Below are 22068 nucleotides of genomic sequence, written 5' to 3'. Positions count from 1 at the left end.
CTTAGACGCAGGCTACATGGCTTGGCCGCGTGTATCTTGCAGACCACCCATGTAGGTACATTTCACGGTGTTCGTCCTGCCCTCAACCCACCCGCTTTGCCGGGTGCTGATAGAGGTCGGCGAACATATCGGCCATCGCTTCCTCGCTAGGCTCGTCTTGCATTTGCACACTCACTGCACGGCTGACCAACTGATGACGGCGCGGCAGATGCAGATCATCCGGAATCCGCGGCCCGTCGGTCAGGTACGCAACCGGTAATTCGTGGCTGATGGCCAGGCTCAGCACTTCGCCCAGGCTCGCGGTTTCATCGAGTTTGGTGAGGATGCAGCCGGCCAGGCCACAACGCTTGTAACTATGATACGCAGCGGTAAGAACCTGTTTCTGGCTGGTGGTTGCAAGCACCAGGTAATTTTTCGACTTGATGCCACGACCCGCCAGCGTTTCCAGCTGCATGCGCAGTGCCGGGTCGCTGGCTTGCAGGCCGGCGGTGTCGATCAACACCACGCGCTTGCGCAGCAGCGGGTCGAGGGCGTTCGCCAGGGATTGGCCCGGGTCGACGTGGGTCACCGGCACGTTGAGGATACGCCCCAGGGTCTTGAGTTGCTCCTGGGCACCGATGCGGAAGCTGTCCATGCTCACCAGCGCAATATTCTGCGCGCCGTACTTGAGCACATAACGCGCCGCCAGCTTGGCCAGGGTGGTGGTCTTGCCCATGCCAGCCGGGCCGACCATGGCGATCACACCGCCCTCTTCCAGGGGTTCGATTTCCGGGGTGGCGATCATCCGCGCCAAGTGGGCCAGCAACATGCGCCAGGCCTGGCGAGGCTCTTCGATGTCAGTGGTCAGGGCCAGCAGGTCGCGGGACAACGGGCCAGACAGGCCGATGCGCTGCAGACGGCGCCACAGGTTGGCCTGGTGCGGCTTGCTGCCTTGCAGTTGGGTCCAGGCCAGCGAGCCGAGCTGTACTTCCAGCAGTTCGCGCAGGCCGTTGAGTTCGAAGCGCATCGAGTCGAGCGCGCGCTGGTCAACTGCCGCAGCCGGTGCTGGCGCAGCAGGACGCGGCGGTTCTTTGAACGTCGGCTCAACCAGCGGCTCGGCGGCGGTCAGTGGCAGGCCGGCGAACAACTGGCGATTGGTGGTGGCATCGCTGTCGCCACGCATGCTCAGTTCAGCCTGGGCAGAGACGATGCGCGACGCGGTCTTGCGCAGCTCGTCCTCGAGTTCCATGTTCGGCACGCGCGGGGCCAGGGCCTGGGGGGTGTAATCCAGGGCAGCCGTCAGCTCGACACCGCCGGCAATACGACGGTTACCGATGATCGCGGCGTCGGCGCCCAGCTCATCACGGACCAGTTTCATGGCCTGACGCATATCGGCGGCGAAAAAACGCTTAACTTGCATAACCCACTACCCTCAGCCGTTGGGCCCTACTGTCGCGACGATAGTCACTTGCTTGTTGTCAGGAATTTCCTGATAAGCCAAAACGTGCAAATTCGGAACTGCCAGGCGGCCAAACCGCGACAACATCGCCCGGACGGGGCCTGCCACCAGCAGAATCACCGGTTGGCCCTGCATTTCCTGGCGTTGCGCGGCGTCGATCAACGAACGCTGCAGTTTCTCAGCCATGCTTGGCTCCAGCAGAACGCCCTCTTCCTGGCCTTGTCCTGCCTTCTGAATACTATTGAGCAATATTTGTTCCAACCTTGGCTCCAAGGTGATCACAGGCAGCTCAGACTCAGTGCCTACAATGCTTTGCACGATTGCACGCGACAATCCGACGCGCACCGAGGCAACCAGCGCGGCAGTATCTTGACTCTTGGCGGCATTGTTCGCGATGGCTTCGGCAATGCTGCGGATGTCGCGCACCGGCACCTGTTCGGCCAGCAGCGCCTGCAACACCTTGAGCAATTGCGACAATGACAGCACGCCCGGCACCAGCTCTTCCGCCAGTTTAGGCGACGCCTTGGCCAGCAGACCCATTAATTGCTGGACTTCCTCGTGACCGATCAGCTCGTGCGAGTGTTTGTACAGAATCTGGTTGAGGTGGGTCGCCACCACGGTACTGGCGTCGACCACGGTGTAGCCCAGGGACTGCGCCTGGCTACGCTGGCTGATCTCAATCCATACCGCGTCCAGGCCAAAAGCCGGATCTTTGGCGGTTATGCCATTGAGGCTGCCAAACACCTGGCCGGGGTTGATCGCCAGTTCGCGGTCCGGGTAAATCTCGGCTTCAGCCAGGATCACGCCCATCAGGGTCAGGCGGTAGGCGCTCGGGGCCAGGTCGAGGTTGTCGCGGATGTGCACGGTGGGCATCAGGAAGCCCAGGTCCTGCGACAGTTTCTTGCGCACGCCCTTGATCCGCGCGAGCAGTTGGCCGCCCTGGTTGCGGTCTACCAGCGGGATCAGGCGGTAGCCGACTTCCAGGCCGATCATGTCGATAGGCGTCACGTCATCCCAGCCCAGCTCCTTGGTTTCCGAAGCGCGGGCCGGGGATGGCAGCATTTCCTGTTGGCGCGCAACTTCTTGCAGGGCTTGCACCTTGACCGCGTTCTGCTTCTTCCAGAACAGGTAAGCCGCACCGCCGGCCAGGGCCGCCATCGACAGGAACGACACGTGGGGCATGCCCGGCACGATGCCCATGATCGCCATGATGCCCGCCGCCACGGCCAGGGCCTTGGGCGAGGCAAACATCTGCCGGTTGATCTGCTTGCCCATGTCTTCGGAGCCCGAAGCACGGGTCACCATGATGGCGGCCGCTGTGGATAACAACAGTGATGGCAATTGCGCCACTAAACCGTCACCGATGGTCAGCAAGGCGTAGACACGGCCCGCATCGCCGAAGGTCATGCCGTGCTGGAAGATACCGACGGCCATGCCGCCGATCAGGTTGATGAACAGGATCAGCAAGCCGGCGATGGCGTCACCGCGCACGAACTTGCTGGCACCGTCCATGGAACCGTAGAACTCGGCTTCCTGGGCGACTTCCAGGCGGCGGGATTTGGCTTGGTTCTGGTCGATCAGGCCGGCGTTGAGGTCGGCGTCGATGGCCATCTGTTTGCCGGGCATGGCGTCGAGGGTAAAGCGCGCGCTCACCTCGGAAATCCGCCCGGCGCCCTTGGTCACCACGACGAAGTTGATGATCATCAGGATCGCGAACACCACGATACCGACCACGTAGTTACCGCCGATCACCACTTCACCGAAGGCCTGGATCACCTTGCCGGCCGCGGCGTGGCCATCCTGGCCGTGGAGCATCACCACACGGGTGGACGCGACGTTGAGCGCCAACCGCAGCAGGGTCGCCACCAGCAGGATCGTGGGGAATACCGCAAAGTCCAGCGGGCGCAGGGCGTAGACGCACACCAGCAGCACGACGACCGACAATGCAATGTTGAAGGTGAAGAACACGTCCAACAGGAACGGCGGCATCGGCAACATCATCATTGCCAGCATGACCAGCAATAACAGCGGCACACCCAGATTGCCCCGCGACAGGTCAGTCAGGGTGCCACGGGCCGTGCTGAGCATTTGAGAGCGATCTACCACCGGTATTCCTCGTGTCCTTTGAAGCAAAGTTTTGACGCCGCAGGGCGACTTGAAGGCGGTATTGCAAGAAGCCTTCCAACTTTGCTTTTCCGGTCCGGATCGGTACAAGCGCCCAGCTCAATCACACCTCAGGGACGCTCCAGGAATATGCCTACACGGCTTGGACCTTGTCGGCTTCCAGCCCCTTGCGCCCCTCGGTGGTCACGAACTCCACCTTCTGGCCTTCGGTCAGCGACCTGAAGCCTTCCCCCAGGATCTTGGTGTGATGGACGAATAAGTCACCACTCTGGTCATCCGGCGTTATGAACCCATACCCCTTTTCCGCGTTGAACCACTTGACCGTTCCCGTTGCCATGATCGACCTGCTTCCAGTGCACTGCTGTAGAAAGCTCCATGAAACGCCCACAGCGCGGCATTGGCTACTGTCAAAGTTGACAGGTAGACAGCGGTCAAAGATTAATGGTCAAGACGGCGAAACCCTGACGAATCAAGTGTCCCGTCGCAAGTCTGGCGGAATTGGCAGGTCTTTCAACGGATCCGGCCGCTTGCCCTTGCCGGCGCGGTACTGGCGAATCTGATAGACATAGGCCAACACCTGCGCAACGGCCAGGTACAAGCCGGCCGGGATTTCCTGATCGAGGTCGGTGGAGTAGAAAATCGACCGCGCCAGCGCCGGCGACTCCAGCAACAGGATGTCATTGGCCACTGCAATTTCGCGGATCTTCAGCGCAGTGAAATCACTGCCCTTGGCCAACAGCATCGGCGCGCCGCCCTTCTCCGGGTCGTACTTGAGCGCCACGGCGTAGTGCGTCGGGTTGGTGATGACCACGTCGGCGTCGGGCACCGCGGCCATCATCTTGCGCTGGGACATTTCCCGCTGCAGCTGGCGAATGCGCTGCTTGACCTCGGGACGACCCTCCTGGTCCTTGTGTTCGTCGCGCACTTCCTGCTTGGTCATCAACAGTTTCTTGTGGCTCTCCCACAACTGGATGGGCGCATCCACTGCCGCAATGATGATCAGCCCGGCGGCCATCCACAGCGCACTCCAGCCCACCAACTGCACGCTGTGAATGATTGCCGACTCCAGCGGTTCATGGGCGATGCGCAGCAGGTCGTCGATGTCGGACGACAACACCATCAGCGCCACAAACAGAATCACGAAAAACTTGGCCAGGGCCTTGAGCAGTTCCACAAGGGCCTTGGCAGAAAACATGCGCTTGAGCCCTGCGCCCGGGTTCATGCGGCTGAACTTGGGCGCCATGCTGCCGGCGGCGAACAACCAGCCCCCCAAGGCAATCGGGCCGATCAGCGCGGCAAGCAACAACGTGATGAGGATCGGCTGCACCGCCAGGATTGCGATCTTGCCCGAATGCAGCAGGTACTGGCCCATCGCATCGGGGTTGAGCAGCACTTCGCGGGGCAGGGAGAAGTTGTGTTTCATCAACTCCATCAGGTCCAGGGCCAGGCCACCGCCGTAGATCAACAGGGCGCCGGCACCGGCCATCATGGTCGCGACCGTGTTCAGCTCTTTGGAGCGCGCGATTTCGCCCTTTTCCCGGGAGTCCTTTTTCCGTTTCTCCGTGGGGTCTTCTGTCTTGTCCTGACCACTCTCGCTCTCGGCCATGGCTCAGCGCGCCCGTGCCAGATCACGTAAGAACTGCAAGGCGTCGGTCGCCAGCGGTTGATACTGATTGAGAATGTCAGCCAGGCCGACCCAGAAAATCCCCATCCCCAACACCAGGGTCAGCGGAAAACCAATCGAAAAGATGTTCAACTGCGGCGCCGCACGGGTCATCACGCCAAACGCGATGTTCACCACCAGCAACGCGGTGATGGCCGGCAGCACCAACAGCAGTGACGCGCCGAACACCCAGCCCAGGCGCCCGACGATCTCCCAGAAATGATTGACCACCAGCCCCGAGCCCACCGGCAAGGTCGTGAAGCTTTCGGTCAGCACTTCGAACGCCACCAGGTGACCGTTCATGGCCAGGAACAGCAGCGTCACCAGCATGGTCAGGAACTGCCCGATCACCGCCGCGGAAACGCCGTTGGTGGGGTCGACCATGGACGCGAAGCCCATGCCCATCTGGATCGAGATGATTTGCCCGGCAATCACGAACGCCTGGAAAAACAGCGTGAGGGAAAAGCCCATCAGCGCGCCGATCAGGACCTGCTCGGCAATCAGCAGCAGCGCGCTGAGGTCGAGGGCATTGACCGGCGGCATCGGCGGCAAGCCGGGCACGATCACCACGGTAATCGCCACTGCAAAGTACAGGCGCACGCGCCTGGGTACCAGGGTCGTGCCGAACACCGGCATGGCCATCAGCATCGCGGTAACACGAAACATCGGCAGGATGAAGGCAGCCACCCAGGTGCTGATCTGGGTGTCGGTCAAGGCCAGCAACGATTGCATCGGGTCAGCCGATCAACTGCGGAATACTGCCGTACAGCTGCAGGATGTATTCCATGAACGACTGCACCAGCCACGGGCCGGCCACAATCAAGGTGACCAGCATGACCAGCAGGCGCGGCAGGAAGCTCAAGGTCTGTTCGTTGATCTGGGTCGCGGCCTGGAACATCGCCACCAGCAGGCCCACCAACAGGCTCGGCACCACCAGCACGGCAACCATCACGGTGGTCAGCCACAGCGCTTCTCGGAACAGGTCGACGGCGACTTCTGGTGTCATGGCGCTATACCCCTCCGAAACTGCCGGCCAGGGTGCCGATAATCAGCGCCCAGCCGTCCACCAGCACAAACAGCATGATCTTGAACGGCAACGAGATGATCAGCGGCGAGAGCATCATCATACCCATGGCCATCAGCACGCTCGCCACCACCAGGTCGATGATCAGGAACGGGATGAAGATCATGAAGCCGATCTGGAACGCGGTCTTCAATTCGGACGTCACGAACGCCGGCACCAGGATGGTCAGCGGTGCCTGGTCCGGGGTGGCGATGTCGGTGCGCTTGGACAGGCGCATGAACAGCTCGAGGTCGCTGGAACGGGTCTGCGAGAGCATGAAGTCCTTGATCGGTACCTGGGCACGATCGATCGCCACCTGGGCGGTGATGGTTTCTGCAAGGTACGGCTGCAGGGCTTGCTGGTTCACCTTGTCGAACACCGGCGCCATGATGAACATGGTCAGGAACAGCGCCATGCCGGTGAGGATCTGGTTCGACGGCGTCTGCTGCAGCCCCAGGGCCTGACGCAGGATCGAGAACACGATGATGATCCGGGTGAAGCTGGTCATCAGCATGACGAACGCCGGTATGAAGCTCAGCGCCGTCATGATCAGCAGGATCTGCAGGCTGACCGAATACTCCTGCGCCCCTGCCGCGTTGGTCCCCAGCGTGATCGCCGGGATCGACAGCGGGTCGGCGGCGAACGCCAGCGGCGCGGCCAGCAACAGCATGAGCGTCAATAAAACGCGCATTACTTCTTATCCTTCTGATCCTTGCCCAGCAGTTCCATCAGGCGCTGGGCGAATTCTGGCGTGGCGGACTTGGTCTGATCCACGCTCACGGGCGTCTTGAGCACGTGCAGCGGGGTAATGCGTCCCGGGGTGAGACCCAGCAGGATCTGTTCCTCACCCACTTGCACCAGCACCAGCCGGTCACGCGGGCCAAGGGCGCGGGAGCCCACCAGCTCGATGACCTGGGCATTGCCCGGGCCCACGCTCTGCACGCGACGCATCAGCCAGGCCAGCACGAAGATCAGGCCGACCACCAGCAACAGGCCCAGCACCAACTGCGTCAATTGCCCGCCGACGCCGCTGCCCACCGGTGCCGCAGCGGCCGCCTGGGCCACCGGCTCCGCCGCCAGCACGTCCAATGGCAGCGAGAGCAACAGTCCTAGCATCAGCCGTTTCATATCAGCGCAACTTCTTGATGCGTTCGCTCGGGCTGATCACGTCGGTCAGGCGGATGCCGAACTTTTCGTTGACCACCACCACTTCGCCATGGGCGATCAGGGTGCCGTTGACCAGCACGTCCAGCGGCTCACCGGCCAGACGGTCGAGCTCGATCACCGACCCCTGGTTGAGTTGCAGCAAGTTGCGGATGTTGATTTCGGTGCTGCCCACTTCCATGGAGATCGACACCGGGATGTCGAGGATCACATCCAGGTTCGGGCCATCGAGGGTCACCGGGTCGTTGTTCTTCGGCACGCTGCCGAATTCTTCCATCGGCAGGCGGCTGCCCACCGGCGCGGTGGCGGCGTCGGCGGCCAGCAGTGCGTCAATGTCGTCCTGGCCAGCATCGCCGGTTTCTTCCAGCGCAGCCGCCCATTCGTCAGCCAGTGCCTGGTCTTCGGCGGAAGTGTTTTCGTGTTCGGTAGCCATTACATGTCCTCGGCGGAGCAAACAATCATGAATTGGGTGTGAATCAGCGGCGGTTGATCGGCTCGACCACCTGCAGCGCCAGGTTCCCCTTGTGGGAGCCCAGCTTGACCTTGAACGACGGCACGCCGTTGGCGCGCATGATCAGCTCTTCCGGCAATTCCACGGGAATCACATCCCCTGGCTGCATGTGCAGGATGTCCCGCAGGCGCAGCTGGCGACGAGCGACGGTGGCGCTCAGCGGCACGTCGACGTCCAGCAGGTCTTCGCGCAGGGCCTTGACCCAGCGCTCGTCCTGATCGTCCAGGTCGGATTGGAAACCGGCGTCGAGCATCTCGCGCACCGGCTCGATCATCGAGTACGGCATGGTCACGTGCAGGTCGCCGCCGCCGCCATCGAGTTCGATGTGGAAGGTGGAGACCACGATGGCTTCGCTGGGGCCGACGATGTTGGCCATGGCCGGGTTCACTTCCGAGTTGATGTACTCGAAATTGACTTCCATGATCGCCTGCCAGGCTTCCTTCAAGTCGATGAAGGCTTGCTCCAGCACCATGCGCACCACCCGCAACTCGGTGGGGGTGAACTCACGGCCTTCGATCTTGGCGTGACGGCCGTCGCCGCCGAAGAAGTTGTCCACCAGCTTGAACACCAGCTTGGCGTCGAGGATGAACAGCGCCGTGCCGCGCAACGGTTTGATCTTGACCAGGTTGAGGCTGGTGGGCACGTACAGCGAGTGCACGTATTCCCCGAACTTCATCACCTGCACGCCGCCCACCGCCACGTCTGCCGACCGGCGCAGCATGTTGAACATGCTGATGCGGGTGTAACGGGCGAAACGCTCGTTGATCATTTCCAGGGTCGGCATGCGTCCACGGACGATACGATCCTGGCTGGTCAGGTCATAACTTTTGACGCTGCCGGGTTCGGCAGCCATTTCGGTCTGTACCAGACCATCGTCGACGCCATGCAACAGCGCATCGATTTCATCCTGGGACAGCAGGTCTTGCACGGCCATGTCGTGATCCTACTGCAATACGAAGTTAGTGAAGAGCGCCTGCTCGACCACGACTTTGCCGAGTTCCTTCTGGGCCACTTCCTGCACGCTGGCAGTGACCTTCTGGCGCAGCATTTCCTGGCCCACCGGCGTGGCGAGGGTTTCGAAGCTCTGCCCGGAGAACAGCATCACCAGGTTGTTGCGGATCACTGGCATGTGCACCTTGAGAGCGTCCAGGTCCGCCTGGTTGCGCGCCAGCAAGGTGATGCTCACCTGCAGGTAGCGTTGACGACCGTTCTGATTGAAGTTGGCAACGAAGGCCGGCAGCATCGGCTCGAAGATTGCCGGTTGCTTGACGTTGGTGGCGGCTTCGGCGGCGGGCGCCGGCTTGCTTGCACTGCTGTGCATGATGTACCAGGTGCCACCCACCGAGGCGCCGATGGCCAGGAGCAGGCCCACGACTATCAACAGGATAAGCTTGAGCTTACCTTTGCCTGCGGGTGCTTTTGCTGCGTCGTCGCTCTTCGCCATGCCAATAATCCGTCACTATTCGGGGATTCATAGATCTACGGAAAGGCAAGAGCAAGTGTTATGCCAGAGTTGTCTGGTGGCAGCAGCGCCACAAATCAAATGTGGGAGGGGGCAAGCCCCCTCCCACATTTTGACCGTTGTATGGTTTGAATCAGGCGTAGTAGTCGACTGCGCTGGAGCCGATCACCGTGGAGGCTACCGGCGGCGCCGCTTCAGCCACATCAATGTGGTTGCCGCTGTCGCCGTTATCGCCGCCACGCCCGCCGTTGCCGCTCACGCCACGGGTCTGCGCCTGCTGCTGTTGCTGCTCCTGGCCACGGGATTGGTCGGACACGTTCACATCCACCTGGCCCATGCCCTGCTGGGCAAACATCTCGCGCAAACGGCCTGACTGGCTTTCCAGCGCTTCACGCACCACCGGGTGGGCGCTCATGAAGTTGACCTGGGCCTGCTGGTCGGCGGTCATGTTGACCTTGATGTCCAGGCGCCCGAGTTCAGCCGGCTGCAACTGGATCTCCGCCGACTTGAGGTTGGCACTGGACAGGTACATCACACGGTTGACGATTTCGTCGGTCCAGCCGCTCTGGTGCATGGCCAACGGCGTGTTGGTCAGCGGCGCCACGGCATTGGCGGTCTTGGGCGTGGCAGCCTGGGTCAGCGCGGCGAGGCGGTTGGCGAAGTCATCGACACGGGTGTCGCTGCTGGCGTTCTTCAAATCCTTGAGGCCGTCGTCGATCAGGCCGCTGAAGGCGTTGTCGCCCCCCTGGTCAGTGCTGTCCTTAGTGGCTTGCTGATCGACCATCGTGGCCATGCCTGCAGCGAAATTCTGCGCGGCGGTCGGCTGGTCCAGCGTCGGCGCCGGGGCGTTTTTAGCGCTTGCCTGGCTGCTGGCAGAGACGTGCCCGCCCTGCTCCATCGCCAGGCGCAATACGGGCAGCGCGTCCAGCGGGTCGGCTTCCGGATCAAACGCCGGCTTGGCCTCATCGGTTGCCGCGACAGGCAGGGTGACCAACGGCAGCGCGTTGTCCTCGGCTGCATCCGCCACTGGCGCGGGGGTCTCCGCGGGCACCGCTACCGGAGTGACAGCGGCAATCAAGGCCGGGTCCACGACCGGGTCGGTCGGTGGCACCTGCGCCAGGGCCGGATCCGCGGGTGCAGTGTCATCCTTGCTGGCGCTGTCGTCGGACTTGGCGGGCGGCTTGGCAGGCAAGGGATTGCCGCTATCGGCAACCGCCGGCTTGCTGGCGGCAGCCTTGTCGTCACCGGCGGCCGGTTTGGCGCTGGCGTCGGCAGGCTTGTCGCGCGTAGGTTTGGGCGAATTGTCGTCGGCTTTGACCGTGGGCTTGGAACCTTGGTTGGCGAACACCTGAGCGAAGCCAGGGCCCTTGTCCCGCGGGTCCGCAGCGGCTACCGGCTGATTGGCAGCAGGCGCTTGAGGCTTGGCCGCGGGGGCAGCCTGTAGAAGCGAATTCGGGGCAACTGGCATGGATAAAGGTCTCCGCTGCATGGGGGTCGGGGATGCAGTGACAGGAGATATAGCAAGAGTTGGGCCAGGTTTTGGTACATATTCGTTGTTTAAGTGAGGGCTCGCCCTTACAGCGAGTCACTTTTGGAAAAGAACCCCATCTACCTGATGTATGGGGGGCAAAATGTGGACCTTTGGGCCCTTCCAAAAGTAAGTCGCTGCAAGAGCGAAACCCTAAGCGGCCCTTACCGGAGCAGTGGATATGAGCTCAAACCCGAAACCGCTGCCGCTCCGACTCGTACATTGGCCTCACCAGCGCAAATTCATGATCGATCTGGTCCACCAGCGCGCCTAGATCCGTCGTTTCATCGACTGCCTCGGTCTCCAGCCGTTGACACAACTGCGCCAAGCGCACCGCCCCGAGGTTGCCACTGCTGCCCTTGAAGCTATGGGCAATGCGCCCCAACGCCTTGGCATCATCGCGCGCCTTGCGCAGCGCCTCGACGCGTTTCTGGGAGTCATCGAGAAAGGTATCAAGCAACTTGGGATACTCGCCTTCCATGACTTCCTGCAACCCCGATAAAACCTGCGGGTCCAGATGAATATCGACCACTTGCTCGCTCCATGATCAAGAATCGGCGGATTATGCCAGAGGCTCCCAGCAAAACTCCACGCAGACACTGCGCCCACCGTCGGCCCAGCGTACCGCGCTGCTGAGCTGGCGTACCAGGCTGAGGCCACGCCCTGACAGACGGTCAAGATCCAGCGGTCGCGCCAGCACCTGGTCCACATCGAAACCCTGGCCGCTGTCCTCGATGCGCAAGGTCAACCGGCCGCCACCGCCCTCAACCGGCACCACGTGCACATGCACCCGCACATAACCGCTGTTCAGCTGCGCCAGGCGATCATTGCGCAGGCGGTAATACTGCGCAAAACCCTGGGCATCGCGCTTGAGGCGCGAGTCCAACCCCAACACGCCGTGCTCCAGCGCGTTGGAATAGAGTTCGGCCATCACGCTGTAGAGCGCCCCGCTCTGCTCGCGCAACCCATGGATCTCCAGCAGTAATTGCAACAGGTACGGCAGCGGGTTGTAACGTTTCAGGGTCTCGGCACGGAATTCAAAACTCACCGACCAATCCAGCGGGCACGACTGGCCGCTGTCGGCATAGATAGGCCCGTTCGCGCGCAGGGCCTGACCGGCTTGCAGGGTGATCTCCACCATGCTCACGTCATCCCGCGCCTCGCCGCGAAAGGCCGCCAAGGCCTGCTCGATGTCCTCGAACAGCCGGTCCGGCTCGCGATTGGCGGCAAATACCTGCTGCAACCGCTCGACACCGAACAACTGGTCGCTGGCATCGGCCGTGTCCAGCACCCCATCGGACAGCAGGAACACCCGGTCCCCCAAGGCCATGGGCCAGACTTCGGTACGGTCGTCGAACGCCTCTGCCGACAGCACCCCCAGCGGCAAATGGCGGGAGACCAGCGGCGTGCGCTTGCCGCTGGCGACTTCGTGCACATACCCCTCGGGCATGCCACCGTTCCACACCTCCACCACCCGCCGCTGTGCGCTCAGGCACAACAAGGTGGCGCAGCAGAACATGTCCACCGGCAGGATGCGCTTGAGCTTGGCGTTCATCTCCCTTAGCACCTGCGCCAGCCCATAGCCCTTGGCGGTCATGCCGTAGAACACCTCCGCCAGCGGCATCGCGCCCACCGCTGCCGGCAACCCGTGACCGGTAAAGTCGCCCAGCAGCACGTGCATGTCCCCGGACGGCGTATAGGCCGCCAGCAACAAATCGCCGTTGAACAGCGCGTAGGGCGATTGCAGGTAGCGAATATTCGGCGCTGCGTTGATGCAGCCCGAATGCGCGACCTTGTCGAACACCGCCTTGGCCACCCGCTGCTCGTGCAACAGATAGTCATGGTGCCTGGCGATCAGGTCACGCTGCTGCAGCACCGTAGCTTGCAGGCGGCGCAGGCGGTCCATGGCGTTGATCTTGGCGGCGAGAATCAGTTGGTTGTAGGGCTTGGGCAGGAAGTCATCGCCACCGGCATCCAGGCACTGGGCCAGGGCTTCGCTCTCGCGCAGGGAGGTGAGGAAGATGATCGGCACCAGGGCCTCCCCCGCCAACTGCTTGATCCGCCGCGCCGCCTCGAAGCCGTCCATCACCGGCATCATCGCGTCCATCAGCACCAGCTGCGGCCGCTCGCGGGTGAACACGTCCACCGCCTGGGCACCGTTGGTGGCGGTGAGAACCTGATGCCCCTGGCGTCGAACGATGGTCGACAGCAGCAGCAAATCAGCGGCACTGTCTTCGGCAATCAAGATCGTCAGCGGCTCAAGGACCGGGGCCAGGGCGCTCAACGGATGTCGAACAGTTTGTCGAAATTGGAGATACCGAGGATCTTGCGCACATCGGAGTTGCTGTTGATCACCCGGATATCGGCGTCATCGCCGCCGGCGTGGTCGCGCAGCAGCAACAGCATGCCGAGGGCGGAACTGTCGAGATAAGTGGCTTCCTTCAAGTCCACGACGATGGCATCGGGCTTGGGGTAGATGCGCTCGTAGACTTCGCGAAAGTGCTGGTGACTGCTGAAATCGAAACGGCCCTTGATGGCGATGGTCAATTTCTTCCCGTCCGCGGACACTTCAGGAACGACTGACATGCGACTGATTCCTTGTCATTGGCAATAGGGAAAAGGTTTAGCAGCTCAAAAGGATCTGGGCAACACCCGCGCCACCGGTACGCGGGTCAATAGGCATCTTGGCGCGGCAGACGCTGGGACAGTTCATCGAGCAGCTTCTGCTCGCGCTTGTCTTCGATGGCCCGCGCTTCGTCAATGTAGCGCTGCACCAGTTTGCGCAAGCCTTCGACCCGCGCAAACGCCTGCTGCCAGCTGTCGCGGGCGCGGTCGAGGTTGGTCTGGTGCCAGGCCAGGCTTTGGCGCTGCTGGTCCACGGCGGTTTCAAGTTGGTTGAGAAAGCCCTGGTAGCCCATCAGCCATTGGCCGGACACGCCTTTCGTGCCGCGCTCGATCCATTGCTGCTGGTATTCGCCGCGAAAGCGCTCGAGGTCGCCCAGCTTGCTTTCCGCCAACCGCACTTGGCCCTGGAAATACCCCAGACGCTGCACGGCGGTTTTCTCGGCTTTTTCGGCCATGTCCACCACCGGGGCCAGGCGTGCTGCGCGGCTGTTGGCCATGACTTAGCCGCCGGGCGCAGGGGCGAAGATCGACTGCAGGTGCGCTTCGCTTTCGCCCATGCTGATCTTGTCGTTGAGGCCCTGGCGCAGATAGGTCACCAACTGCGGTTGCAGGGCGATGGCGAGGTCGGTGTCGCGGTCACCGCCGGCCACATAGGCACCCACGCTGATCAGGTCACGGCTCTGTTGATAACGCGACCACAGCTGCTTGAACTGCTGCGCACGGGCCATATGAGCCGGGGTGACCACCGCCGGCATGACCCGGCTGATGGACGCTTCGATATCGATGGCCGGGTAATGCCCCTCTTCCGCCAGGCGTCGCGACAGCACGATGTGCCCGTCGAGCACGCCCCGCGCCGAGTCGGCAATCGGGTCCTGCTGGTCATCGCCTTCAGACAACACGGTGTAGAACGCGGTGATCGAACCACCCCCGGCCTCGGCATTGCCGGCGCGCTCCACCAGTTTCGGCAGCTTGGCGAACACCGACGGCGGATAGCCCTTGGTGGCGGGCGGCTCGCCGATGGCCAGGGCAATTTCCCGCTGGGCCTGGGCAAAACGGGTCAGCGAGTCCATCAGCAGCAGGACGTTCTTGCCCTTGTCGCGAAAATATTCGGCGATGCGCGTGCAGTACATCGCGGCACGCAGACGCATCAGTGGCGCATCATCCGCCGGCGACGCGACGACCACCGAACGCTTGAGGCCTTCTTCGCCCAGGCTGTGCTCGATGAATTCCTTCACCTCGCGGCCCCGTTCGCCGATCAGCCCCACCACGATGATGTCGGCCTCGGTGAAGCGCGTCATCATGCCCAGCAACACCGACTTACCCACGCCGGTACCGGCGAACAGGCCCAGACGCTGGCCACGACCCACTGTCAATAATCCGTTGATGCTGCGAATGCCCACGTCCAGCGGCTGGCTGATGGGGTTGCGCTTGAGCGGGTTGATGGTGGGGCCGTCCATCGGCACCCAGTCTTCGGCCTTCATGCCGCCCTTGCCATCCAGCGCGCGGCCGGCGCCGTCAAGGACGCGGCCAAGCATGCTCATGCCCATCGGCAGGCGACCGGTATCCGCCAGCGGCACCACACGGGCGCCCGGGGCGATACCGGCGAGGCTGCCGACAGGCATCAGGAAAATCTTGCTGCCGGAGAAGCCCATCACTTCGGCCTCGACCTGCACCGGGTGATAGCTGTCGTCGTTGATCACCATGCAGCGGCTGCCCATGGCAGCGCGCAGGCCCTCGGCTTCAAGGGTCAGGCCGACCATGCGCAGCAGGCGCCCTTCGAGGATCGGCTGGCCAGGCAGCTCGGTGGCCTCGGCGTAACTGCCCAGGCGCTTGGCGAAGCTGGTGCGATCAAGGCGCATCGGGGGCGTCCAGGTCCACGCTGAGATCCGGCTCGGCAGGGTTCAGGACCTGCTCGTGAACTTGATCGAGCAGCTTGGCCATGATCTGGCTGATGCGTGTTTCCACCGTGGCATCGATGCGGCTGTGTTCGGTCTCGACCCGGCAACCGCCGGGCTGCAACGACGCGTCTTCGACGATGCGCCAGGTTTCTTCATGGCGCTCGCGCAGGGCCTTGACCTGCTCGAAATCCTGCGGATTGATGTACAGCCGCACATTGCCGACGCCCAGAGGCAGCAGCTTGAGGGCTTCGCGCATCACGCTTTCGATATGGCTGGAGTCGAGCACCAGTTCGCGCTGGATCACCTGGCGCGCGATGTGCTGAACCAGGCCGACCATGGCCTTTTCCAGCTGTGAATCCTGCTCGGCGATCGGTTCGAACAGCCCGCCCATCAGGCGTTCCAGGCTGCTCAGTTTGGCGCTCAGCGCCGCCTCGGCTTCCTGGCGGACCTTGAGGGTGGTGCTGCGAAAACCGTCTTTTTCACCGGCAGCAAACCCTTCGTTGTAGGCTTCCTGGCGGATGCTTTCCAACTCTTCCAGGGTCAGTGGCTGGACTTCATCCAGCGGCACTTCTTCCATCTCTGCCGGCAGTTCAGGCTCAGGTTCCGGCTCGGGCTCCGGCACGTGCGGGTCGAAGCTGGGCAACGACCAGATGTCGAACCCGCCCACGTCCCGCGCGCGAATCAGGTCGCTGGGCGTCTCATCTTTGTTCGACATGGGAGGCGCCTTAGATCATTTCTTCGCCGCCCTTCCCACCGAGAACGATTTCTCCGGCTTCGGCCATACGGCGGGCAATGGTGAGGATTTCCTTCTGCGCGGTTTCCACATCGCTGACGCGCACCGGGCCTTTGGCTTCCAGGTCGTCGCGCAACAGTTCCGAGGCACGCTTGGACATGTTCTTGAAGATCTTCTCCTTGACGCCTTCGTCCGAGCCTTTGAGGGCCAGCACCAGCACATCGGAGGACACTTCGCGCAACAGCGCCTGGATGCCACGGTCGTCGACATCGGAGAGGTTGTTGAACACGAACATGAGGTCTTCGATCTGGCCGGACAGGGTGTCGTCAATCTCGCGGATCGAGTCCATCAACTGGCCTTCGACCGAGCTGTCGAGGAAGTTCATGATGTCGGCCGCGCGCTTGATGCCACCCAAGGTGGTACGCGAGGCATTCGAATTGCCGGAGAACTGCTTCTCCAGAATCGTATTGAGCTCTTTCAGCGCGGCCGGCTGCACGGTGTTCAGCGAGGACACGCGCAGGATGATGTCCAGGCGTACTTTATGGTCAAAATGACCCAGCACTTCGCCAGCCTGGTCCGGGTCCAGGTACGCCACCACAATGGCCTGGATCTGTGGGTGCTCGTAGCGGATCACGTCGGCCACGGCACGCGGCTCCATCCACTTGAGGCTGTCGAGGCCGCTGGTGTTGCCCCCCAGCAGGATGCGGTCGATCAGGCCGTTGGCCTTGTCTTCGCCCAGGGCCGAGGTGAGCATCTTGCGGATATAGCTGTCGGAGCCGACGCCCAGGCTGGTCTGGTCGCCGACGATCTCGACGAACTCGCTCATCACCTGTTCGACTTGCTCACGGTGCACATTGCGCATTTGCGCCATGGCCACGCCGACACGCTGGACCTCTTTGGGGCCCATGTGGCGCAGCACTTGGGCGGCGTCGGTTTCACCCAGGGACAGCAGCAGGACTGCGGCTTTGTCGACCTTGGTGAGCTTGGCAACAGCGGCTCGATTATCACTCATCTGCGTTGATCCACTCTTTCACGACCTGGGCCACACGGCCCGGGTCTTCTGCCACCAGACTCTTGATTGCGTTCAGCTGAGCGTCATAACCTTCGCTCGGGCTTGGCAACAGGATGCTTTGCGGGCCGCCAAGGCTCACGCGGTCGTTGGCCAGTTCGCCATCCAGGCCGCCCATGCCACCCAGTTCCACGTCGCCGCCGGCCAGGGCCAGCTGCTTCTTGCCGTTGCCGGTGATGTTGTTGAGCACCGGGCGCAGCACGCCGAACACCAGCACCAGGATGAACAACACCCCCAGCACTTGCTTGACGATGTCCCAGAACCACGGCTGGGTGTAGAACGCCGCTTCGGCGATGACTTCGCCACGCTCGGCGGAGAACGGCATGTTGATCACGCTGACACTGTCGCCACGGCTGGCGTCAAAACCAACGGCGTCCTGTACCAGCCGGGTGAAGCGCGCCAATTCGTCGGCGCTCCACGGCGCACGGGTGACGGCGCCGTCGGCTGGGTTGACCTTGACTTGGTCATCGACCACCACCGACACCGACAGACGATTGACGCGGCCCTGCTGCTGCTTGGTGTGGCTGATGGAGCGGTCGAGCTCGAAGTTCTTGGTGGACTGGTTACGCTTGTCCGCCGGGTACGGGGCGAGCATCGGTTGGCCGGTGGCCGGGTCCATGATCTGCTGGCCGTTGGCGTCCAGCAGCGGTTGCCCCGGTGCGATCGCGCCTGCGGCGGCTGCGGCACCGCCGGTGGTTTGCGGGGCCGACGCCGGGGCCGGTGGCTGGTTGCTCAGGGCACCCGGTACGCCTTGCGGCGGGCCGTTGGCGGCGGTGCGTTGTTCGCTGGTGGACTGCTCGCTGCGCAGGGCCGGCTGGTCCGGGTTGAACTGCTCGGAGGTCGACTCGACTGCGCTGAAGTCCACGTCGGCGGACACTTCAGCCTTGTAGCGGTCGTTGCCCAATACCGGTTGCAGGATGTTGTGCACACGCTGGGTGAGCATGCTTTCCATGCGACGGCTGTAATCGAACTGCTTGCCGGCCTGGGTCAGCGCGGAGTTTTCGGCCATGTCGGACAGCAGGTTGCCCTTCTGGTCTACCACGGTGATCTGCGATTTGCTCAGTTCAGGAACGCTGGTGGCCACCAGGTTGACGATAGCCAGCACCTGGCCTGGCTCCAGGGAGCGGCCGGAAAACAGTTCAACCAAGACCGAGGCGCTCGGCTTGCGCTCGTCGCGCACAAATACCGAGCTTTTTGGAATGGCCAGGTGCACACGGGCACCCTTGACGTTGTTGAGGCTGGAGATGGTGCGGGCCAACTCGCCTTCCAGGCCACGGCGGTAGCGGGTGGCTTCCATGAACTGGGAAGTGCCCAGGCCCTGGTCCTTGTCGAGGATTTCAAAACCGATGTTGCTGTCGGACGGGGTTACGCCGGCAGCGGCGAGTTTCATGCGCGCACGGGCGACGTCGTCGGCCTTGACCAGCAAGGCGCCGGAGTTGGGTTCGACGGTGTAGGCGATGTCGGCGGCGGCGAGGGTTTCCATGATCTGCTTGGAATCCATGCCGGCCAGGCTGCCGTACAGCGGGCGGTAATCGGGTTGCTGCGACCACAGCACCACGGCAAAACCAATCGCCACGCTGGCGGCCAGACCGACCAACAGGCCCACCTGGCGCAGCACTGGCATGTCCGAGAGGTTTTCCAGGAACGACAGGCCAAACAGCGGCGCTTTGCCGTCTGCCTTGGCGGGTACGTTGTCGACGACTGCTTCTGCCATGACTTAAATCTCGTCCTTAAACCGGCATCTGCATGATGTCTTGGTAGGCCTGAACCAGCTTGTTACGCACCTGGGTCAACGCCTGGAAAGACACACTGGCTTTTTGCGAGGCAACCATCACATCGGTCAGGTCCACGCCGCTTTTGCCGATCTCGAAGGCGTTGGCCAACTGGCTGGAGGCTTGCTGGGTGTCGCTGACTTTGTTGATCGCCTGGCCGAGCATGTCGGCAAAGCTGCTTTGGCCCAATTCCGGCGCTTGCGCGACGGATTTCGGTTGAGACATGGCGTCCATTTGCATGGAGCGCATATCCAACATCAACCGATTGAACTCGATACCCTGGCTCATGACCTTTCTCTCTCCGACGACCCGCAAATTTTTGACACTACGCAGCGATTACCCAGGGAGGTAGCAACAAGGGTGCCAGCTCTGTATCAATCCGTAAGAAAAGGCGACAAACCTTGTCGGCCTTGTTACCGGTCAGGTAGCAAACAGATACGCTTCCACGTCCATTCCGGCATCACGCATTTGCGCCAGCTTGTAACGCAGCGTGCGCGGACTGATCCCCAGGCGCTCGGCGGCCTCTTTGCGGCGGCCGCGCTCGGCGCGCAGGGTGTCGATGATCATCTGGAATTCGCGACGCCGCAGGTCGTCGCCCAGCGCACCGGCGGTTTCGGTTTCGGCGACCACGGGGGCGGGCGCCAGGGAGGGTAAAGGTGCAGCGCCGCTGCCCATGGCCAGGCAGAAATCCTGGGGCTGGATCAAGCCGCCTTGTTGCAGAATCAACGCACGCTGAATGGCATTGTCCAATTCGCGCACATTGCCCGGCCAGGGGTAGGCCACCAGGCACGCCTGGGCCTCGGCCGACAGTCGCGCCTGGGCGTGCTTCATTTTTTTGACATGGTTGTTCAACAGGCGCTCGGCCAGCGGAATGATGTCCGCCGGGCGCTCGCGCAGTGGTCGCCAGGCCAGGGGGAATACCGAGAGGCGGTAGAACAGGTCCTCACGGAAGCGCCCCGCGGCCACTTCGCCGGCCAGGTCACGGTTGGTGGTGGCAACCACACGGATGTCCAGTTGGATCGGCTTGCGCGCGCCGACCCGCTCCACCTCCCGCTCCTGCAGCACGCGCAGCAGTTTGGCCTGCAGGCCCAGGGGCATTTCCGAGATTTCATCGAGCAGGATGGTGCCACCGTCGGCCTGTTCGAACTTGCCGGCCTGGGCCGCGATGGCACCGGTGAACGAGCCTTTTTCATGGCCGAACAAGGTGGCTTCGAGCATGTTGTCGGGGATCGCCGCGCAGTTGATCGCGATGAACGGCTGCGTGGCGCGGGTCGATTGCTGGTGGATATAGCGCGCCAGCACCTCCTTGCCGGTACCGGACTCACCGGAAATCAACACGGTGGAATCGCTGCGCGCCACACGCGCCGCCAGCTCCAGCAACTGGGCACTGGCCGGCTCGAAGGCAATCGGGCCCTGCCCTTCACTGGCCGGGATCACGCCGAGGGCATGGCGCGCCACCAGTTCGATCAACGCCTTGGGCTCGAACGGCTTGACCAGGTAATCCGCTGCCCCCTGGCGCATGGCGTCCACCGCGCGCTCCACGGCGCCGTGGGCGGTCATCAACAGCACCGGCAATTGCGGCTGGCGCGCACGCAGCAAGGCCAGCAACTGATGGCCGTCCATGCCGGGCATGTTCACGTCGCTGACCACCAGGCTGAAGGCCTCGTGCTCGACCGCCTCCAAGGCTTCCTCGGCAGAACCGACCGCCCGGTAGTCATGGCCCGCCAACAGCAGCGTGTCAGCCAATGCTTCACGCAGGGCGCGATCGTCCTCCACCAACAAAACCTTGATAGCCATTTCTCTATTACTCCGCGCTTGCCGTGCTGGTAAACAGCGGCAAGGTCATCAATGCACAGGTGCCACGCCCCACGCGGGACTGCAACTGCAATTCTCCCTGATGGGCGCGTGCGACCGCCTTGACCACGGTCAGGCCCAGGCCCGTGCCGTTGGTCTTGGTGGTGAAAAAGGGTTCGCCGAGGCGCTTGAGCACCACCGGGTCGATGCCACTGCCACTGTCGCTGATGCACAGGCGCAGGGTTTGGCCGCGGCTGTACAGGTGCACCTTGAGTCGCGCGCCGGCACCGCTGGCCTGGGTGGCGTTCTCGATCAGGTTGAGCAAGGCGCCCACCAGGGTGTCGCGGTTGCACAGCAGCTCACCGAGCTGGCCGTCGCACTGCCAGCGCACCTGGGTGTCCTGGATATGGGTGGCGGCAGCCGCTTGCAGCGCCTGCATCAGTTGGGCCGGGGTGACGCGGTCGGTCAGCGGCAGTTCGCCACGGGCGAACACCAGCATGTCGCGCACCTGGTGCTCCAACTCGTGCAGGCGCTCTTTCAGGCGGCCGGCAAAACGCTGGGACGTGGCTGGCGGCAGTTGCTCGTCAGTCAAATGACTGGCGTAGATCAACGCGGCGGACAACGGCGTGCGAATCTGATGCGCCAGGGAAGCGACCATGCGCCCCAGGGACGACAAACGCTCATGCCGCGCCAACTGGTCTTGCAGGTGACGGGTTTCAGTCAGGTCGTTGAGCAGCACCAGTTGGCCAGGCTCGGCGTCCAGGGAACGGGTGGCGATCGACAGGCGGCGCCCGTCCTTCAGGGAGATTTCGTGGCCGTCGTCCTCACGGGGCGCAAAGCAGCGCGTGATGACGTGACGCCACAGCTCGCCCTCCAGCGGCAGGCCAAGCATGTCGCAGGCCGCCGGGTTGGCTTCGCGCACACGCCCCTGGTCGTCGATGACGATCACGCCACCGGGCAGCAGCGACAGCAGGTTCTGCAGACGGTTGGCCAAGCGCTCTTTCTCGGCCAATTCTTCCATGCGCTGGGCACTGACCACGGCCAGCTCGCCCTTGAGCTCGGACACACGGGCTTCGAGCAGGCTGTAGGAGTCCGTCAGCTGGCTGGACATCTGGTTGAACAGCGAAAAGGCCTGCTCCAGGCCCTGGCGGCTTTGCTGTTCAACAGACGGAACGAGCCCCGGGATGGCAGGGCTGGAAGCTAATTGGGCGGCGTGGGGCATCA

The 22068-nt window shown here is 62.8% G+C and carries 23 protein-coding genes; all 23 read right to left on the bottom strand.

Going from position 1 to position 22068, the window contains the following annotated elements:
- Nucleotides 1-82: 82 nt before the first annotated feature.
- On the bottom strand, nt 83-1399 hold the full coding sequence (gene flhF, locus CQ041_RS14555) for a flagellar biosynthesis protein FlhF (RefSeq protein ID WP_105523151.1): 1317 nt from the start codon (nt 1397-1399) through the stop codon (nt 83-85).
- A gap of 12 nt (nt 1400-1411) precedes the next feature.
- Entirely contained in the window at nt 1412-3526 is a 2115-nt protein-coding gene (gene flhA / locus CQ041_RS14550; RefSeq protein ID WP_105523150.1) for a flagellar biosynthesis protein FlhA, read from the bottom strand.
- Nucleotides 3527-3695: 169 nt separating this feature from the next.
- On the bottom strand, nt 3696-3899 hold the full coding sequence (locus CQ041_RS14545) for a cold-shock protein (protein WP_105523149.1): 204 nt from the start codon (nt 3897-3899) through the stop codon (nt 3696-3698).
- Nucleotides 3900-4031: 132 nt separating this feature from the next.
- Complete coding sequence (flhB, locus tag CQ041_RS14540; protein WP_105523148.1) at nt 4032-5168, bottom strand: flagellar biosynthesis protein FlhB; 1137 nt, start codon at nt 5166-5168, stop codon at nt 4032-4034.
- 3 nt (nt 5169-5171) lie between these two features.
- Complete coding sequence (gene fliR / locus CQ041_RS14535; RefSeq protein ID WP_105523147.1) at nt 5172-5957, bottom strand: flagellar biosynthetic protein FliR; 786 nt, start codon at nt 5955-5957, stop codon at nt 5172-5174.
- A gap of 4 nt (nt 5958-5961) precedes the next feature.
- Nucleotides 5962-6231 (bottom strand): flagellar biosynthesis protein FliQ, encoded by a 270-nt coding sequence (gene fliQ, locus CQ041_RS14530; RefSeq protein ID WP_034099472.1) that lies wholly within the window; start codon nt 6229-6231, stop codon nt 5962-5964.
- Nucleotides 6232-6235: 4 nt separating this feature from the next.
- Nucleotides 6236-6979, bottom strand: a complete 744-nt coding sequence (gene fliP, locus CQ041_RS14525; protein ID WP_105523146.1) for a flagellar type III secretion system pore protein FliP — start codon at nt 6977-6979, stop codon at nt 6236-6238.
- Complete coding sequence (gene fliO / locus CQ041_RS14520; protein ID WP_105523145.1) at nt 6979-7416, bottom strand: flagellar biosynthetic protein FliO; 438 nt, start codon at nt 7414-7416, stop codon at nt 6979-6981. The genes fliP and fliO overlap by 1 nt, the downstream gene beginning before the upstream one ends.
- Nucleotide 7417: 1 nt before the next feature.
- Nucleotides 7418-7885, bottom strand: coding sequence for a flagellar motor switch protein FliN (fliN, locus tag CQ041_RS14515; RefSeq protein ID WP_105523144.1), 468 nt, complete (start codon nt 7883-7885; stop codon nt 7418-7420).
- Between the two features lie 43 nt (nt 7886-7928).
- The gene (gene fliM / locus CQ041_RS14510) at nt 7929-8897 is read right to left on the bottom strand and encodes a flagellar motor switch protein FliM (RefSeq protein WP_105523143.1); all 969 of its coding nucleotides are present in this window, start codon (nt 8895-8897) and stop codon (nt 7929-7931) included.
- A gap of 9 nt (nt 8898-8906) precedes the next feature.
- Nucleotides 8907-9407 carry a flagellar basal body-associated protein FliL gene (fliL, locus tag CQ041_RS14505; protein WP_105523142.1) on the bottom strand — a complete coding sequence of 167 codons (501 nt, stop codon included), beginning with the start codon at nt 9405-9407 and terminating at the stop codon, nt 8907-8909.
- 151 nt (nt 9408-9558) lie between these two features.
- Nucleotides 9559-10893, bottom strand: coding sequence for a flagellar hook-length control protein FliK (locus CQ041_RS14500; RefSeq protein WP_105523141.1), 1335 nt, complete (start codon nt 10891-10893; stop codon nt 9559-9561).
- A 247-nt stretch (nt 10894-11140) separates the two neighbouring features.
- Nucleotides 11141-11485 carry an Hpt domain-containing protein gene (locus CQ041_RS14495; protein WP_105523140.1) on the bottom strand — a complete coding sequence of 115 codons (345 nt, stop codon included), beginning with the start codon at nt 11483-11485 and terminating at the stop codon, nt 11141-11143.
- Nucleotides 11486-11515: 30 nt separating this feature from the next.
- Nucleotides 11516-13237 carry a fused response regulator/phosphatase gene (locus CQ041_RS14490; RefSeq protein ID WP_105523139.1) on the bottom strand — a complete coding sequence of 574 codons (1722 nt, stop codon included), beginning with the start codon at nt 13235-13237 and terminating at the stop codon, nt 11516-11518.
- Nucleotides 13234-13539, bottom strand: a complete 306-nt coding sequence (locus CQ041_RS14485; protein WP_105523138.1) for an STAS domain-containing protein — start codon at nt 13537-13539, stop codon at nt 13234-13236. Before CQ041_RS14485 ends, CQ041_RS14490 begins: the two co-directional genes overlap by 4 nt.
- A gap of 86 nt (nt 13540-13625) precedes the next feature.
- Entirely contained in the window at nt 13626-14075 is a 450-nt protein-coding gene (gene fliJ / locus CQ041_RS14480; RefSeq protein ID WP_105523137.1) for a flagellar export protein FliJ, read from the bottom strand.
- Between the two features lie 3 nt (nt 14076-14078).
- On the bottom strand, nt 14079-15437 hold the full coding sequence (gene fliI, locus CQ041_RS14475) for a flagellar protein export ATPase FliI (protein ID WP_105523136.1): 1359 nt from the start codon (nt 15435-15437) through the stop codon (nt 14079-14081).
- A complete protein-coding gene (gene fliH, locus CQ041_RS14470) occupies nt 15427-16191 on the bottom strand; it encodes a flagellar assembly protein FliH (protein WP_105523135.1) in 765 nt (254 codons plus the stop codon). The genes fliI and fliH overlap by 11 nt, the downstream gene beginning before the upstream one ends.
- Nucleotides 16192-16201: 10 nt before the next feature.
- The gene (gene fliG, locus CQ041_RS14465) at nt 16202-17221 is read right to left on the bottom strand and encodes a flagellar motor switch protein FliG (protein WP_010563975.1); all 1020 of its coding nucleotides are present in this window, start codon (nt 17219-17221) and stop codon (nt 16202-16204) included.
- Nucleotides 17214-18992, bottom strand: coding sequence for a flagellar basal-body MS-ring/collar protein FliF (gene fliF / locus CQ041_RS14460; protein ID WP_105523134.1), 1779 nt, complete (start codon nt 18990-18992; stop codon nt 17214-17216). Before fliF ends, fliG begins: the two co-directional genes overlap by 8 nt.
- 16 nt (nt 18993-19008) lie before the next feature.
- The gene (gene fliE, locus CQ041_RS14455; RefSeq protein WP_105523133.1) at nt 19009-19338 is read right to left on the bottom strand and encodes a flagellar hook-basal body complex protein FliE; all 330 of its coding nucleotides are present in this window, start codon (nt 19336-19338) and stop codon (nt 19009-19011) included.
- Nucleotides 19339-19470: 132 nt separating this feature from the next.
- Nucleotides 19471-20847, bottom strand: coding sequence for a sigma-54 dependent transcriptional regulator (locus CQ041_RS14450; protein ID WP_105523132.1), 1377 nt, complete (start codon nt 20845-20847; stop codon nt 19471-19473).
- A gap of 7 nt (nt 20848-20854) precedes the next feature.
- The gene (locus tag CQ041_RS14445) at nt 20855-22066 is read right to left on the bottom strand and encodes a PAS domain-containing sensor histidine kinase (protein ID WP_105523245.1); all 1212 of its coding nucleotides are present in this window, start codon (nt 22064-22066) and stop codon (nt 20855-20857) included.
- Nucleotides 22067-22068: the final 2 nt, after the last annotated feature.

Source organism: Pseudomonas sp. MYb60 (assembly GCF_002979555.1).
Taxonomy (GTDB): Bacteria; Pseudomonadota; Gammaproteobacteria; order Pseudomonadales; family Pseudomonadaceae; genus Aquipseudomonas.
This window is presented reverse-complemented; position numbering and strand designations above follow the sequence as displayed.